Here is a 16,662-nt window from a genome sequence, read left to right as displayed (position 1 = left end):
TGCTAGTTTTTATTTTTATCTAATTCAAGCACTTTTAAAATCATAGAATCAGTACTTTGAGTTACCATAAAGTAACCAACATCATCAAATAAAGTACGTGCAATTAAAGCATTTAAATAGAGTTTTAGATTTTTTTTAGACTCAGGTGAAATTGGCTCATTTAAATCTAACTGAGCGATATACTGATTTAAAATAGCATTATTTTTATCAAAATTCTTCACAAAATCATCTAATTTCCATGCTTCCATTTCAATTCTATGATTGTCTACATACTCAAAAACAAACTCATTTAAATTTCCAAATAACCTGTTACTATAGGTATTTAATGTATCAACAGCCACAAAAACATCAGGAATAATTCCGCCGCCGCCATATACAATTTTACCTTTAGGTGTTACATATTTTAACACACTATCTACTTTTATACTGTCTTTTGAAATTAGTTCACCGTTATGAATTCTTTCTAAATAATCATTTTCATAATCTGTAGAATTGGTGTGGCTATATGGTTTTTGAATAGATCTACCTGTAGGCGTATAATAACGTGAAGTTGTTAAACGCACCGCTGAACCATCGCCTAAATCCATTTCCTGTTGTACAAGACCTTTTCCAAAAGAACGACGCCCAACAATGGTTCCTTTGTCGTTATCTTGAAGCGCACCTGCAACAATTTCACTTGCTGAAGCCGAATTTTGATCGATCAATACATATACATTTCCATCTTCAAAATCTCCTTTAGCAGTTGCAAAAGATTGATCAACATCTCCATTTTTATTTTTGGTAAAAACTATGAGTTTTCCGTCTTCTAAAAATTCATCAATAATGGCATTGGCTACATCCATAAAACCACCAGGATTACCTCTTAAATCCAACACCAAAGAAGTCATTCCCTTAGCAATTAAAGCATCTAAGTCAGTTTTAAATTCGTTGTAAGTAGTTCGTGCAAATCGTTCTATTTTTATATAACCCAATGTTGGTGTTATCATATTTGAAGCTGAAACACTTTTAATTGCCACTTCACCTCTAGAAATAGGAAATTTTAAAACTTCGTTGGTAGAACGTCTGTAAACAGTAACGTCTACAAGTGTTCCAGGTTCACCTTTTAAAGTTTTTAAAATAGCATCACTAATTTTTCTATTGGCAATATAACTTCCTTCTTCATCTCTTAAAACTCCAGCCAATTTTAGCATATTATTACCTGTAAGGGTATCATTATTTGCTAAAATAATTCTATCTCCTGCTTTGATTCCTATTTTTTCACTTGGACCTCCTTCAATAACACCTGTTATGGCAATAGAATCTTTGTGCATTAAAAAAGACACACCAATTCCAACAAACGAACCTTGCATATTTTCGGTAACACGCTCTAATTCTTCTTTTGGAATGTACACAGAATGCGGATCTAATTTCACAAGCATATCTGTAATTACATTGTCTAACAAGCTATCTGTATCTACTTCATCAACATAATCATATTGAATGTAGTTCATCAGTTTTTTTAATTTTGCTTCATTACTGTTTGAGCTAAACAAAACTTTATTGTTACTAAAATTTAAATGGCTGCCAATAAATACGCCTATTGCGGTAGCTATACCAATAAACAGAGGCAGATATATATTTCTTTTTGTCATTCTATACTTTTCAAATAAGTTAATTCAACACCTGCTTTTTCTAAAAAATCAATTCCTGTGGTGTCTTTGTATTCATTTAAATACACAACTCGCTTAATACCAGACTGATGTATTAATTTACTACATTCTCTGCAGGGTGATAAGGTAATATAAAGCGTGGCATTTTTACAAGATTGTGTAGACGCTGCAACTTTTAAAATTGCATTGGCTTCGGCATGTAAAACATACCATTTTGTATAGCCTTCTTCTTCGCAGCAGTTTTCAAAATTAGTAGGAGTACCATTAAAACCATCTGAAATAATCATACGGTCTTTTACAATTAATGCTCCAACTTTTTTGCGTTCACAATACGACAATTTTGCCCATTCTAACGCCATTCGCATGTATGCCTGGTCGTATTTTAGTTGTTTTTTCTCTTTCATCATTTTTAATTGCTTACGAAAATACTAAGAATATCATACACAGAACGTTAAATTTTTACCAAAAATAGGCATTTACAATCATAGGAATTACCATTCCAATTACTATTGATGAAATAATAAGAACCCAGTCTCTTTTTGAAAAACGAAATATTTTTTGAAAAATAAATCCAAGCAATAGAATAATAATTACAATTGCAATTTGCGCCAGCTCAATACCAAGTGCAAACTCTAACAACGATAAAAATTTATTGCTTTTTGTACCTACAATACCTCTAAAACCACTTGCAAAACCAAGTCCGTGAATCAATCCAAAAAACAAAGCAAAAAACAAATTGGTATTGGTTTTGGCTTGTTTGGCTGTATTACCTGCGTAAAAAATATTGACCAAAGCTGTAACCAATATGGTAACAGGTATTAAAAATTCAATCCATAAAGAACTAACAGAAACAACTTTATAAGCTGATAGAATAAGAGATAGTGTATGTCCAATTGTAAATAATGAAACTAACCACAGGATACTTTTCCAATTTTTAAAATCGTATACAACTACCAGTGCAATTAAAAATAAAATATGATCGTAGGCTTTCCAATCCATTACGTGAAAAAAACCTGCTTTCAAAAAAAACAAAAAACTATCCATGGGGTTCAAAATTTTGGTTGTCCAAATATAGAAAAAAATGTTTCCTATAAATTAGTACTTAAACCAATTATTTACAATATCTATTTCAACTGGTTGAGCTGACTTATGCACAAACTCGTTTTTAGCAGCCTTGTAATAATAATCTTCTGCCCATTTTTTATGATTTTCAGCAACTTGTTTAATGCTATCGCATACATAAAGCACTTCAGCATTGGTTATAGTTGGATGAATAGACATACGAATCCATCCTGGGCGGTCGGTTAAACAACCTTCAATAATTTGCTTTTCTATATTTTTTGAAGTCTGTTGATCTACATGCAATAAAAAATGCCCGTAAGTACCAGCACAAGAACAACCTCCACGAGTTTGCACTCCAAAACGATCGTTTAACAATTTTACAATTAAATTATAATGCGCTTGGTGTATGTAAAATGAAAAAATGCCCAACCTATCTGTATGTTGATTTGCAAGTATTGTAAGATTTGAGATTTTTGACAATTTTTCAAAAACTATTTCATTAATTTCATGCTCTCGCTTCAGGATATTTTCAATACCCATTTTTTCTTTTAACTGAATTGCCAAAGCAATTCTAATAGTTTGTAAAAATCCAGGCGTACCACCATCTTCACGTGTTTCAATATCATCAATATAATCGTGATCTCCCCAAGGATTTGTGTAATTTACAGTACCACCACCTGGGTTATCGGGTACAATATTTTTATATAATTTTTTGTTGAAGACAAGGACACCTGAAGTTCCGGGACCACCTAAAAATTTATGTGGAGAAAAGAAAATAGCATCTAAATAAGCCTCTTCATCTTGAGGATGCATATTTATTTCCACATAAGGTGCCGAGCAGGCAAAATCAACAAAACAAAGTCCGCCATGTTGATGAATTATTTTAGCTATTTTATGATAATCAGTTCTAATACCAGTAACATTAGAACAGGCTGTTACCGAAGCAATTTTTATTGGTCGGTCTTTGTATTTTTCTAATAAATTTTGAAAACTATCAAAACAAATTAAACCTGCTTCATCGCAAGGAATTATCTCAACTTTTGCAATGGTTTCAAGCCAAGAAGTTTGATTAGAATGATGCTCCATATGTGTTATAAAAACAACAGGTTTTAAAGCTTCTGGAACAGTGGTAAATGTTTTTAAACTTTCATTTACCTTTAAACCTAAAATACGCTGAAATTTATTTACAACCCCAGTCATACCAGTACCATCGGTAATTAAAACATCATCTACACCAGCGTTTACATGTTGCTTTATAATGCTACGTGCTTTGTGATATGCCAAAGTCATTGCCGAACCAGTAATAGCAGTTTCAGTATGTGTGTTGGCAACAAAAGGGCCAAAATCATTCAACATTTTTTCTTCAATAGGTCGGTACAATCTACCACTTGCTGTCCAATCGGTATAAATAATTTTTTGCGTTCCGTTTAACCCTTCAAATGTTTGATTAACACCTACAATATTTTCTCTAAATTGTTGAAAATATTGTTCCAATTCAGACTGTTTTTCAATATAAAAATTCATTGATATTGTTTCTTTATTTTTAAAAAGCAAGGCTTCGTATATATTCATTTTTTAGGTAAAGATTCACTCTAATAAAACAATTAAAGTGAATCTTTTTGAATAAAAAACAACTTGATTTTATAAACTTAATTCTTCTAATAACACTTTTAATTCATCTGAAGATGGTCTTGGAGCATCTGATGAAACAATATTTCCGGCAGGATCAATTAAAATAAAACGAGGAATTCCATTAATTTTATAAGCTTGCACAAAATCTGAATTCCAATCGTTATCAGCAAAAAGCTGAATACCACCTAATTCTTTTTCCTCAATCATTTGTTTCCAAGTATCGTGATCTTTTGCTCTATCTACAGATATACTTAAAAACTGAATGTTTTTACCTTGATAAGCTTCTTCTACTTCTTTTAAAAATGGTATTTCAGCCTTACAAGGGCCGCACCATGTTGCCCAAACATCAATATAAACATATTTACCTTTAAGATCATCTAATGATGTTGTGCCACCTTTATAGTTTTCATAATTAACAAATTTTGGAGATGCTACACCTTTTCCTAAAACTGTATTTAAATACATTTTTTCACTATAAGCTTGTGTTAAATATTGGCTAAAACTTTCTAATTGCTGATTTTGTTGTGCAATAAACGTTGAGTCTAGATTTTGCGTATTTTTTAACAAGTCATCAAATTTGGCAATTATAGTCGCTGTTTTTAATTTGTATGCTGCTGAATCTAAATTAAACATAGATTCGTTGCTTAATTCTGCTTCTTGCATTAATGCTTTTTTTGCCAAATAATTACTTGCTTCAGCACCAATACCTGTGTAGGCCACAGACTCATCAAATTCTTTTGTATCAATAGTCATATGGATTTCAAATCCATTTTTTAAATAAATTGTTGTTCCTTCTGTACCGTCGTATACGTTGTAATTACCTGTTTCAACTTTTAAAGTATCTGAAAAAGTTCCATCAGGATTTACCATTATTTTTTTACTAAATGTTCTTGAACGAACAATTAAAGAGTCTGAATTTTGATTGGTAATTTTTCCTGAAAAAGTTACATAATCTTTAGGAGCATTTTCACTACAAGCTGCTATTGCTAAGGCAACACTTAAAACATAAATTAATTTTTTCATTGTTGTTATTTATTAAAATTTGAGATTCCTTCTTTTAACCAAGCATGGTATTCATCAACATTAGGTGTATAAGCGGTAGGTTCGTTTAAATTTTCTTCATTTAAATTCATTAACACATAAAAAGGTTGCGCATTTGCACCAAACTTTATGGTTTGTAATTCGCTCCATTTTTGCCCAATATAACGTAATTTTTTACCTGGTCTTAATTTTGATTCGATTTCTTCACCTTCAGGAAGTGCACGTTTATCATCAACATACAAAGAAATTAAAACAACATCGTTTTTAAGAATCTCAAGTATGTTATCATTTGGCCAAACATGTTGTTCCATTTTACGACAATTTACACAAGCGTGCCCGGTAAAATCGAGCATTATGGGTTTATTTACTTTTTTAGCATAAGCAACCCCTAAATCGTAATCGTTAAAAGCCAAAATATTATGAGGCGCCATTAAGTGAGCTCCTTCAGGAATTTTAGTTTGAGTACCATTAATCACTAAGTCGTTACTCAATTTTGTAAATCCAACGCCATACGGTGTTTCACTATAATGCTGTGCTGGCGGAAATGCGCTGATTAAATTTAGCGGTGCTCCCCAAAGACCAGGAATCATATAAATTGTAAAAGTTAGCGATAACAACCCTAAACTTAACCTACCAACAGAAATATGTTTTAAAGGCGAGTCGTGTGGTAATTGTATTTTTCCGAATAAATACAAAGCCAAAACTCCAAAAATAGCAATCCAAATAGCTAAAAATACTTCGCGTTCTAACCAGTGTAATTGCAATACCAAATCTGCATTTGATAAAAATTTAAACGCCAAAGCAAGTTCTAAAAATCCTAAAACTACTTTTACCGTATTTAACCATCCGCCAGATTTTGGCAAAGAATTTAACCAACCCGGAAAAGCGGCAAACAAGGCAAAAGGAATTGCCAAAGCCAATGAGAAACCTAACATTCCAACAATAGGCCCTACTTGATTACCACCTGCTGCAGCTTGAACCAATAACGTTCCAACAATTGGACCTGTACAAGAAAACGAAACAATTGCCAATGCCAATGCCATAAAAAAGATACCAACAAAACCACCTCTATCTGCTTGCGCATCAACTTTTGTTCCCCACGAACTAGGTAAAACAATTTCAAAAGCTCCTAAAAAGGAAACTGCAAATACAATTAATAAGAAAAAGAAAATAACATTAAACCAAACGTTTGTAGACAAGGCATTTAAAGCATCAGCACCAAAAAAGGCACTTACCAATGAGCCTAGTAAAACGTAAATAATAACGATTGAAAGTCCATAAATAATGGCATTTTTTATTCCGGCAGCTTTACTTTTACTCTGTTTGGTAAAAAAACTAACTGTCATTGGAATCATTGGAAACACACAAGGCGTTAACAATGCAGCAAAACCAGAGAAAAATGCAATAATAAAAATACTTAATAAGCTTTTACTACCTGAATTGGATTGTTTTTTTTTTTCAACCACCGTCTTTTTGTCGGTTAAAATAGTGCCAGCTGTTTTTGTTGAAGAAATTGAAAATTCTAAATCAACAAAAGTTGGTGGCAAACAATTAGAATCGTCGCACACCATAAATTCAACTTCGCCAACAATTGAAGAAGCATTTTTATTGATAATTTTAATACGTTGTTTAAATGTAGCGCTGGTTTCAAAATATTTTATTTTCATACCAAAAACAGGATCGTCAATAATATGTCCATCTTCTTCAGAAGGAGTTCCAACTAACTGAAAATCTTCACCAACTTCAAAAGTAAAATTTGTTGGAATTGGCCCATCTTCTGGCACATTTTGAGAATATAAATGCCAGTTTTCTTCAATTTGGGCTTTTATAATTAAATCGTACTCAGTGTCTGAAACCTTATTAACAGCTGTAGACCATTTAACCGGATTGTGAATTTGAGCGTAATTGGAAATACTTATTCCTATTAAAAAAAGTACTAAAAATAATTTTTTCATTTTAAAAGGGTTTCTTTTATTTAGAATTGTCAAAATTAAGCAATAATACTAATTAAGTCGTTTGAAAGCTCCTTTTCCTTCTTTTAAAATGTTAAATTTTTCTTAATGTAGCTGGTCAGCTGTTAATTTATGATTTATAATGATTTGATATTTTTTTAATTTCTCAATTAGCATATAATTATGCATTCAATCAAATTTAAACCTTAAAACACAAAAATTATCTTTCTTTAAGTTAAAAAGCAGAATTATTATAAAAAATAAAACCTGATAATCGTCTTATTATCAGGTTTTTATTAAGTACCTCGAGTGGGAATCGAACCCACACTCCCGAAAGAACTGGATTTTGAATCCAGCGCGTCTACCAATTCCGCCATCGAGGCTTTTCGTAATGGTGTGCAAATTTATAAATTTTTTTCATCTAAAACACAAAAACTTTACATAGTTGCATAATTACTGTTTAAATAATTTTAAATTTGCACCCAACAAACAACAACACGCAAAAATATCTAATAATAAACACAACTAAAAACAATGGGAAATAATCAATTATCACCTAAAATATTTGCTTGCAGACAAAGTAAAGATTTAGCCGAAAAAATAGCTGAATGTTACGGAATAGAGCTTGGAAATGTTGAAATTTCTAATTTTAGCGACGGAGAATTTCAACCAGCATTAGTTGACTCAGTTAGAGGAAGACGTATATTTATTATTGGATCTACTTTTCCAAATGCAGACAATTTAATGGAAATGCTTTTGATGCTTGATGCAGCAAAAAGAGCTTCTGCAAGACATATTACAGCTGTAATTCCTTATTTTGGTTACGCACGACAAGATAGAAAAGACCGTCCACGTGTTGCTATTGGCGCAAAATTAGTTGCAAACTTATTACAAGCTGCTGGTGCTACAAGAATAATGACTATGGATTTACACGCTGATCAAATTCAAGGATTTTTTGAAAAACCTGTAGATCATTTGTATGCTTCAACAATTTTTTTACCATATTTAAGAGACCTTAATTTAAGCAACGTTACTGTTGCCTCACCTGATATGGGAGGTTCAAAACGCGCTTATGCCTATTCTAAATACTTAGAAAGTGATGTGGTAATTTGTTACAAACAACGCTTAAAAGCCAATGTTATTGATACTATGGAGTTGATTGGTGAAGTTGAAGGTCGCCATGTAATTTTGGTTGACGATATGATTGATACCGGAGGAACACTTACAAAAGCAGCAGATTTAATGATTGAAAAGGGAGCTTTAAGTGTACGTGCAGTATGTACACATCCTATATTATCGGGTGATGCTTATGAGCGTATTGAAAATTCAAAATTATTAGAATTGATAGTTTCTGATACAATTCCTTTAAAAAGAGCAAGTTCTAAAATAAAAGTTGTAACTTGCGCCCCTTTGTTCGCAGATGTTATGCATAAAGTACAGGATAACAAATCTATAAGTGGACAATTTTTAATGTAAATAATTAATAAATAGATAAATAAATGAAATCAATTACAATCACAGGATCTAAAAGAGAAAGCGTGGGCAAAGTAAATTCTAAAGCCTTACGTAATGCTGGAAAGGTACCTTGCGTATTATACGGAGGGGATAAACCATTACACTTTTCAGCTGACGAAACTTCGTTCAAACAATTAGTGTATACTGGTAACGTATATACTGCAACGATTGAATTAGAAGGAACTTCATACCATGCAATTTTGCAAGATATTCAGTTTCATCCAGTATCTGACAAAATTTTACACATTGATTTTTACCAATTATTTGATGATAAAATGGTAACAATGAATATTCCTGTAAAATTAGTTGGTACTGCTCCAGGTGTTATCAATGGTGGTTCTTTACGTTTTGCAATGCGTAAATTAAGCGTTAGAGCTTTCCCTGCAGATTTACCTGACTTTATCAATGCTGACATTTCAAAATTAAAAATTGGAATGAAGTTATTTGTAACAGCTTTAGCTAATGAAAGCTACACAATATTACACCCAGAAAACACTGTTGTTGTACAGGTTAGAACTTCAAGATCTGCTGTTGCTTCAAATGACGATGAAGATGAAGAAGAAGGTGAAGAAACTGCTGCTGAAGAAACTGCTGCTGAATAATAATTCACATCAAATTATATCTAAAAAGCGTTGCAATTTGCAGCGCTTTTTCTTTTAAAACAAACTTCATACTTTTTATTATTTTTGCAGAATGCAAATATTCAGATTGATAAAATTAGCATTTGGTTCAAGAAAAAAAGAATCTAAAGAAGATATTATGAAAAAATTCTTAATTGTTGGCTTAGGAAATATTGGTGAAAAATATGAAAACACCCGCCACAACATTGGTTTTAAAATTTTAGACAACATTGCTGCTAAAGAAGATATTACTTTTGAAAGTCAGAAATTGGGTAGTGTAGCTACTTTTAGATTTAAAGGAAGAACTTTTATTTTGCTAAAACCGTCAACTTATATGAATTTAAGCGGAAAAGCTGTAAGCTACTGGTTACAAAAAGAAAATATTCCTGTTGAAAATTTATTGGTTATTTGCGACGATTTAAACCTTGATTTTGGTGCAATTAGGGTAAAAGCAAAAGGTAGTGATGGTGGCCATAATGGCTTAAAAGATATCAACGCTACTTTAAACACCCAACAATATGCACGTTATAGATTTGGCGTAGGATCTCAATTTTCAAAAGGTCGCCAAGTTGATTATGTATTGGGCGAATGGGATACCGATGAAGAAAAACTTTTACCAGAACGCTTAGAAAAAGGTTACGAACTTGTAAAATCTTTTGGAACTGCAGGTTTAAATAACACCATGAATACTTTTAACGGTAAGTAAATTCCCATCCTTAATCCTTCCCTAAGGGAAGGAAACTATTTGTTTTCAGGTTTAACTGTAAAAAAGTCTTCCCTTAGGGAAGATTTAGATGGGATTATTATCAGAAGCAAACCACTCTGCGTGTGAAGTTCCTGTTTCCTGTAGTTTTAAAGAATGTAATTGAATTGTTTTGGGTAAACGATTTTTAATTTTTTCAGCAAAATCTATCAACATCATTTCGCTGGTTGGCTGATAATCGACTAAAATAACGTTATGACCGCGTTTTTCCAATTCTTTTGCCAATTCAACATGTGGTGTATTTTTATTAAAAACAGTAGCGTGATCAAACTTATCTACAATTTCAGATAAAACAATTTTTTTTAAATCTCCAAAATCAATCACCATTCCAAATTTTACATTTGAAGTGTCACTAATTGGTGTTCCAATTACTGTAACAGATAATTTATAACTATGTCCGTGTACATTTTTACATTTTCCATCGTAGCCATATAATGCATGACCAGTTTCAAAATCAAACTGTTTTGTTATTCTAATATTACTCATACTTATAAATTAATCGTCTAAATCTTTTCTGTTTTTCGCTTTATTGTACATAAAATAAGCTAGAATTACAAATAAAACAAAAGGAAGATAGCTTGTTATATAATACGTTATTTGGTAATCTAAAGGAGCGTCTTTTAACTTCTCCTCTATATCAATTTGCTGTAATAATGCTATAAAACCTGCTAACATGACTTATTTTTTAAATTTTTGAAGTGCATTTTTAGTAAACTCTGAAAGCACCAGTTTTCCGCTAATTTCAGCACGTTCTTCTAACAATACATTCCAGTTTTCTGTACCTTTCCACAGTACTTTTTTCAATTCAAAAAGTGCTTCTGGATTGTATTTTGAAAGTTTCAAAACAAAATTATCAACTTCAACATCCAATTCGTTAATAGTTTCAAAAACTTTGGCATACAAACCTTTTTCTTTTGCCCAATATGCATTTTTCCAACTAGTTGCATCTAAGGTTAATTCGGCAAAAGCAGCAATTCCTATTTTACGAGTTACTGCAGGCTCAATAACAAATGGGCCAATACCAATGCTTAATTCAGACAATTTAATTGCGGCTTGTTCTGTTGCAAAACAATAATCACAAGCTGCAGCCAAACCAACGCCACCGCCAACTGCTTTTCCTTGAATTCGTCCAATAATTATTTTTGAACAATTTCGCATGGCATTAATTACGTTTGCAAAACCTAAAAAAAACTGTTTTCCTTGTGTTAAATTGGTAATTGCTACCAATTCATCAAAAGAAGCGCCAGCACAAAACGTGGTGTCTTTCTCGCTTTTTAAAACAATTACTTTTACCTCGTTGTTTTTATGCAACTCGTTAAATGCATTTGCCAAACGTTCTAACAATTCTGCAGGAAAAGAATTACTCGCCTGGTGAAAAAATTGAACTGTAGCAATATTATTTTCAATATTTATATATAAACTTCCGTTGCTCATAAGAACACAAAGTTACGTGTTTTTATGCAAATAATTTTTTCTAAATTTTCCAACCAAAACACTTCCTCTAATTATCATCCAAACAAAAAAGGCAAGCCAAATTCCGTTTAGTTTTAAATCAAAATAATCACTTACTAATAAAACAGGTAAAAAGCCAAAAAACGTTGCAAATATGAGCAGATTTCGCAAAGTTGCAGCCTCAGCCAACCCTTTAAAAATACCATCAAAAACAAAAGCTATGGCATTGATGGGTTGCATTAATAACACAATCCAAAAAATACCGTAAAACGATTGTAAAACCAACTGGTTTTTAGAAAACAATCTTCCTATTGGAAAATAAAACAGCACACAAATAAGCACTAAAATAATTGCAACACTTACTGCGTACTTGCATAATTTTATACTTAATTTCCAAAGTTTTTTATAATTCTGTTCGCCTAATAATTTACCCGAAACAATATTACCTACACTGGCATATCCATCAATAAAAAAAGCAAAAAACAACCATATTTGAAATGCTATGGTTTGTGCTGCTATGTAATTATCGCCATATTTTGTAGCAAAAGAATTGGCCAAATACAAGGCAACATTTAGTGATGCTGCTCTTATAGCCAAATTAAGACTTATGGTTAATAATTTTTTAAATTCTTTATTAAAAGGCAACGAAAATTTTAAACTAAAAGGTGTTTTTTTCAACAATAAAATAAATGCCAAAACAGCCATTACCATTTGCGCAATAACACTTGCCCAGGCTGCACCAACAATATTCATAGGTGCTAAATAACCATCAATACCAAAAACCAATACAAAGTCCAAAGCAATATTTAATCCTGCTCCAACCATACTAATTACCATTGGCCAAAACGTATTTTGAAGTCCGCCAAAAACTCCAAAAACAGAAAATACAAAAAGTGTTAACGGAAAACCTATAGCTCTAATTTTAAAATATTCGACCGAGTAGTTTAAAATCAAACCATTGGCATTGTACAATTGAAAAATTTCTTCAGCAAAAAATAAAGTAACAAAATAAATAAGCACACTTGCAACAATATTAAAGCCAATAATTTGTGCAGGCAATGAATCTATTTCATTGAGTTTTTTAGCACCCAAATACTTACCAACAGTTGCTGAAATTGCAGAGCGCGTTTGGGCTAAAATCCAAACCAAAGCAGATATAAATGAACCTGCAATACCAACTGCTGCCAAAGCCTCAGTAGGATGTTGTTGAATATTTCCAACAATTGCAGTATCTGTTATAGAAAGTAGCGGCTCTGCAATACCCGAAATAATAGCGGGTATGGCTAATTTATTAATGGCCTTAAATGATATATTTGATGTTTTATGCACTTATTTTAATTTGAAGTAATACAACACAAACGCTTAGTTTTTTTGAATAAAACCAATACTGTATTTTACTACTTCTGCTAAATGAATTGGCATTTTAGGTTCTTTCCAAGGTTGCGTACAACCCAATGGGTGGTTCATATTTTCAATTACAATCAATTTACTTTTTGGATTCCAACTGTGTAAATTTTCAGCTTCTTTTGGCAAGACAACAACATCATCTTTACCATGAATAATTAAATGAGGAATTGTTAATTTTGAAACAGCATTTTTAATAGTCAGCCTTTCTTCATTTTCTTTAAATGAAGTATAAAACTGATAATAATGTGGCATTTGCTGTTTGGTTCTGGCGTTTTCTATATACGAAACACCCATTTTTTTCCAATATTGAAGAATGTTCTCATCTTTAGGAAAACGTGTTCCAAAATCTGAAACTCCAGACCAAGAAATTACTTTTGAAATTTTGTTATTCTCTGAAGCTTTGAGCGTTACAATACCTCCACCACGAGAGTGACCAATTAAGGTAATATTTTTAATATCCACTTCATTTTTAAAATCGGGATTGGTAATTATCCAATTTATAACAGTGTCCAAATCGTTTAATTCTAGTATAAAATTATTGTGACCAAATGCTTCTAAATCTGGAAAATCTATTGGATTTTCGACAGTTCCACCATTGTGCGAAAAATTAAATTTTACAAAAAACAAATTGTTATTTACAAATTCAGGAACCATTAAATTCCAAGCGCCCCAATCTTTATAACCTTTGTAACCGTGACAAAAAATAACAATCGGTTTTTTTAGGGTGTTTTTATTAAAAAAAACATCGGTTAAAATTGGTTTTTTATGGTGTTTACTTTCAATAAGTATATTTTTATTGGCAATCATATTTTAATTTTAAAATGGTAAATTTTCGTTTTGTTTAAATGGTATTGTTGGATTTAAAATTTCTAAAATTAGCTGATCAATAACAGTCATAAATGCTTCAATTCTTTCTGGTGAAACCTGAAAGTCTTTACCTCTAAATTCTTCAGAAAAATTCATTTTTAAAAACCCTTCTTTTAAATTTTTAAATGAAATAATGCCACTTTGAAATTCGTTTAAATTATTTGAAGAAGTCACTGAAAACATATACGAATAGAGCATTACCTGCATTGCCTTGGTGTATTTATAATCACCAAGCATCATTTCAAAATCACTTAATTTTAATTGTTTACCTTCAACTTTTCCGGTTTTATAATCTATAATTCTAATAACACCATCCAATTCATCAATTCTATCAACAGTTCCTTTTAGTTTTATAGGAAAATCAACTCCTTCAACCGTTAAAATTGTTTCTAATTTTTTTTCTAAAGCAATAATTTTTAACTGTTTATTATTATTTATTTCATTCAATTCGGCTTTTAAAAAATTTTGAATGTATTTTTTACTTACTTCAAAAATTAATTTGTTTTTACCTGTTTCAATGTTTCCTTTTAAATAATGCTTTTCAAAAAATTTATAAAGCAATGTATCAATGCTTTTTTGCATTTCAACAATGGCAGATTTAGTTATAAATTTATTGATATGTGGTTTATACATATGCTCCAAAACATCATGAATTACAGTTCCCATAGTATTGGCTGCAATGGTCTCCTCTACTTCATCAACTTCCTTAATTTTTAAAACCCTTTGCTCGTAAAATTGAATTGGATTGTAAATGTAAGTAGCCAATGCAGATGGTGAAATTCCGTTTGTAAAAACTTGTTTTAGTGTTTCTGTAACAGCTGCTGTTTTTTCAATTTCGAGAAGCGTATTTTTATTTTGCTGCAATTTTGGACTGATAACTGTTTTTGAAATTGCTGGGTTTTTAATTTCGAGCTGGGTTAAAAAACGACTTTTCTCTCCCGATCCATAGCCATCTGTTTCTGTATTATAAATCAAATAAACTGTTTTGGCTCTTTGTAATAAACGCTGAAAATGATAGGAAAAAATCGCATCTTTTTCTTGATAAGTAGGCAAACCAAAGTATTTTTTTACATCAAAAGGAATGAAGGAAAAATCATTTTTTCCTCCAGGTAAAATACCTTCATTTACAGATGTGATTATAACCGTTTCAAAATCCAAAGCGCGTGTTTCTAACATTCCCATTAATTGTAAACCGTGCAAAGGCTCACCTTGAAAAGATAGTTTTTCGTTTTTTAAAAGCTGATTGTAAAATAAAGTCAGTGTTTTTAAATCGCCAATATGATTGTATTTGGCATTTAAAGTTGCTAATTGCTGAAAAACATTGTAAAACCGAAACAAATATTCTTTTTCAACACCTTCAACAAATTGTTTTAACGCATCAATTAAAAAAATACATTGCTTAATTATGACATTGATATTTGTTGAAAAATTAAACAATGAAAATAAGACGTCTAATTGTTCAACTTCGTTAACATTACAATGCTTTTTAATTTCCTGAACAGTTAAAAATATGCTGTTTTCTTTTTTAATTTTTAAAATAATTGGTTGAAGCTGGTTGTTAAATAATTTATTTAAAAAAGAATCATTTAACAAGCTTAAAACATCTTTATAATAAAATTGTTGTTGGGTTTCTTTATTAAATTTTTGCTGATTTAAATGCATTTTAAACAACTTATCAAACAAACTTGCTAAGGGAATGTCTTTTAAAGGATACCCCATTGTAATATTGATATTTTGGACATTATTTGGCAACGAATTTAAACTTAAACTTAGTAAATTTTCATCGGCCAACACCAAGGCAGTTTCATTAAAGTTTTCAAATCCCGATAATAACTCGCCCACATATTTTATTTGCGTATTGTTTTTTGGAGCTCCAACAATATGAATTTTTTGGACCGGTGGCAGTAAAGTTTCGCTCCACAAAAATGGGTTATTTTTATAATAAGCCCAGTTGTTTTTATACTTTCTTAAAAAAACACCTGCTTCGTTTGACTTGTTAAAAAAGGATTCGTTTGCGTCCCAATAAATACTTGCTAAACCATTATTTAACAATTCTTGAATAATGTATTCCTCAGCTTTATTTAATGCGTTAAAACCAATAAATACAATTTTACTTTCTGTTGAATTGTTGATATAATATTCTAAATTTTCAGTTGCTTCACGGTAAATTAAACCTTGATAACCAAATTTGTTGTTTTTTAAACTTGTATAAAGTTGGGTGTATAAAATATTTAAATATTCGAAAAACTCTAAATAATTTAATGCTAACTGACTAGGTTTTTTATCTTGAAACCAGGTCTCCAGTTTTTTAATATCTTTTAAATTTGAAAAAAAATCTTCGGTATTTACTAAATAATTATCAATCTCATTAAAATCGTGTAAAGCAATAGTTGCCCATTGCGAAAAAATTTCAAAAGATTCGATATTTTTTTTTGGAAGGTGATTTTTATAAATACTATAAAACTCAAAAAGCAGTTGGGTATTGTCAATTAAATGAATATCAGCCAACTCCTGAATATAATTTTCAATACTTTCTATTTTAGGAAAAAAAGAAGATGACGGAATTTTATTTAACAATTCTTCCTTTAAAAACACGCAAGCACGCTGGCTTGGTAGTACAAATGTTAAATTGGTGTAATTTGTATGTTTGATTAAAATGTCATCAACAACGGTTGAAATAAATGATTTCATAAAATTGAATA

At 31.0% G+C, this 16,662-nt stretch carries 15 protein-coding genes and 1 tRNA gene; 3 read left to right on the top strand and 13 right to left on the bottom strand.

Annotated features, from left to right (window positions below; translation table 11 throughout):
• Positions 1–2: 2 nt before the first annotated feature.
• The 7 genes from EC396_RS00480 to EC396_RS00450 form a co-directional block, all read right to left on the bottom strand.
• Positions 3–1,631 carry a S41 family peptidase gene (locus EC396_RS00480; RefSeq protein WP_129364732.1) on the bottom strand — a complete coding sequence of 543 codons (1,629 nt, stop codon included), beginning with the start codon at positions 1,629–1,631 and terminating at the stop codon, positions 3–5.
• Complete coding sequence (locus EC396_RS00475; RefSeq protein WP_129364914.1) at positions 1,628–2,053, bottom strand: dCMP deaminase family protein; 426 nt, start codon at positions 2,051–2,053, stop codon at positions 1,628–1,630. Before EC396_RS00475 ends, EC396_RS00480 begins: the two co-directional genes overlap by 4 nt.
• A 55-nt stretch (positions 2,054–2,108) precedes the next feature.
• Positions 2,109–2,693 carry a HupE/UreJ family protein gene (locus tag EC396_RS00470; RefSeq protein ID WP_129364731.1) on the bottom strand — a complete coding sequence of 195 codons (585 nt, stop codon included), beginning with the start codon at positions 2,691–2,693 and terminating at the stop codon, positions 2,109–2,111.
• 51 nt (positions 2,694–2,744) lie between these two features.
• Complete coding sequence (locus EC396_RS00465) at positions 2,745–4,235, bottom strand: aminotransferase class V-fold PLP-dependent enzyme (RefSeq protein ID WP_129364913.1); 1,491 nt, start codon at positions 4,233–4,235, stop codon at positions 2,745–2,747.
• A gap of 117 nt (positions 4,236–4,352) precedes the next feature.
• Positions 4,353–5,366 carry a TlpA disulfide reductase family protein gene (locus tag EC396_RS00460; RefSeq protein WP_129364730.1) on the bottom strand — a complete coding sequence of 338 codons (1,014 nt, stop codon included), beginning with the start codon at positions 5,364–5,366 and terminating at the stop codon, positions 4,353–4,355.
• Between the two features lie 5 nt (positions 5,367–5,371).
• Entirely contained in the window at positions 5,372–7,339 is a 1,968-nt protein-coding gene (locus tag EC396_RS00455) for a cytochrome c biogenesis protein CcdA (protein WP_129364729.1), read from the bottom strand.
• Between the two features lie 298 nt (positions 7,340–7,637).
• Positions 7,638–7,719: transfer RNA gene (locus tag EC396_RS00450), tRNA-Leu, on the bottom strand.
• Positions 7,720–7,870: 151 nt separating this feature from the next.
• Here EC396_RS00450 and EC396_RS00445 point away from each other — a divergent pair.
• The 3 genes from EC396_RS00445 to pth all read left to right on the top strand — a co-directional run bounded on the left by EC396_RS00445 (position 7,871) and on the right by pth (position 10,177).
• Entirely contained in the window at positions 7,871–8,812 is a 942-nt protein-coding gene (locus tag EC396_RS00445) for a ribose-phosphate pyrophosphokinase (RefSeq protein WP_129364728.1), read from the top strand.
• Positions 8,813–8,835: 23 nt separating this feature from the next.
• The gene (locus EC396_RS00440) at positions 8,836–9,453 is read left to right on the top strand and encodes a 50S ribosomal protein L25/general stress protein Ctc (protein ID WP_129364727.1); all 618 of its coding nucleotides are present in this window, start codon (positions 8,836–8,838) and stop codon (positions 9,451–9,453) included.
• A gap of 157 nt (positions 9,454–9,610) precedes the next feature.
• Positions 9,611–10,177: an aminoacyl-tRNA hydrolase gene (pth, locus tag EC396_RS00435; RefSeq protein WP_129364912.1), complete on the top strand. Its 567-nt coding sequence runs from the start codon at positions 9,611–9,613 to the stop codon at positions 10,175–10,177.
• A gap of 84 nt (positions 10,178–10,261) precedes the next feature.
• Here the strand turns inward: pth and EC396_RS00430 are convergent, their stop codons facing one another.
• The 6 genes from EC396_RS00430 to EC396_RS00405 are packed head-to-tail and all read right to left on the bottom strand — an operon-like array spanning position 10,262 to position 16,651.
• Positions 10,262–10,720, bottom strand: coding sequence for a 6-carboxytetrahydropterin synthase (locus EC396_RS00430; protein ID WP_129364726.1), 459 nt, complete (start codon positions 10,718–10,720; stop codon positions 10,262–10,264).
• Positions 10,721–10,729: 9 nt separating this feature from the next.
• Positions 10,730–10,909 carry a hypothetical protein gene (locus EC396_RS00425; RefSeq protein WP_129364725.1) on the bottom strand — a complete coding sequence of 60 codons (180 nt, stop codon included), beginning with the start codon at positions 10,907–10,909 and terminating at the stop codon, positions 10,730–10,732.
• 3 nt (positions 10,910–10,912) lie between these two features.
• Positions 10,913–11,668 (bottom strand): enoyl-CoA hydratase/isomerase family protein, encoded by a 756-nt coding sequence (locus tag EC396_RS00420; protein ID WP_129364724.1) that lies wholly within the window; start codon positions 11,666–11,668, stop codon positions 10,913–10,915.
• A 12-nt stretch (positions 11,669–11,680) separates the two neighbouring features.
• Positions 11,681–13,015, bottom strand: a complete 1,335-nt coding sequence (locus tag EC396_RS00415) for an MATE family efflux transporter (protein WP_129364723.1) — start codon at positions 13,013–13,015, stop codon at positions 11,681–11,683.
• A 33-nt stretch (positions 13,016–13,048) separates the two neighbouring features.
• Positions 13,049–13,900 carry a S9 family peptidase gene (locus EC396_RS00410; protein WP_129364722.1) on the bottom strand — a complete coding sequence of 284 codons (852 nt, stop codon included), beginning with the start codon at positions 13,898–13,900 and terminating at the stop codon, positions 13,049–13,051.
• A 9-nt stretch (positions 13,901–13,909) separates the two neighbouring features.
• Positions 13,910–16,651, bottom strand: coding sequence for a PD-(D/E)XK nuclease family protein (locus EC396_RS00405; RefSeq protein ID WP_129364721.1), 2,742 nt, complete (start codon positions 16,649–16,651; stop codon positions 13,910–13,912).
• Positions 16,652–16,662: the final 11 nt, after the last annotated feature.

Source organism: Lutibacter sp. HS1-25, assembly GCF_004121075.1.
Classification (GTDB): domain Bacteria; phylum Bacteroidota; class Bacteroidia; order Flavobacteriales; family Flavobacteriaceae; genus Lutibacter.
The sequence above is the reverse complement of the archived record's forward strand: the minus strand, read 5'-3'. Positions and strand labels throughout refer to the sequence as shown.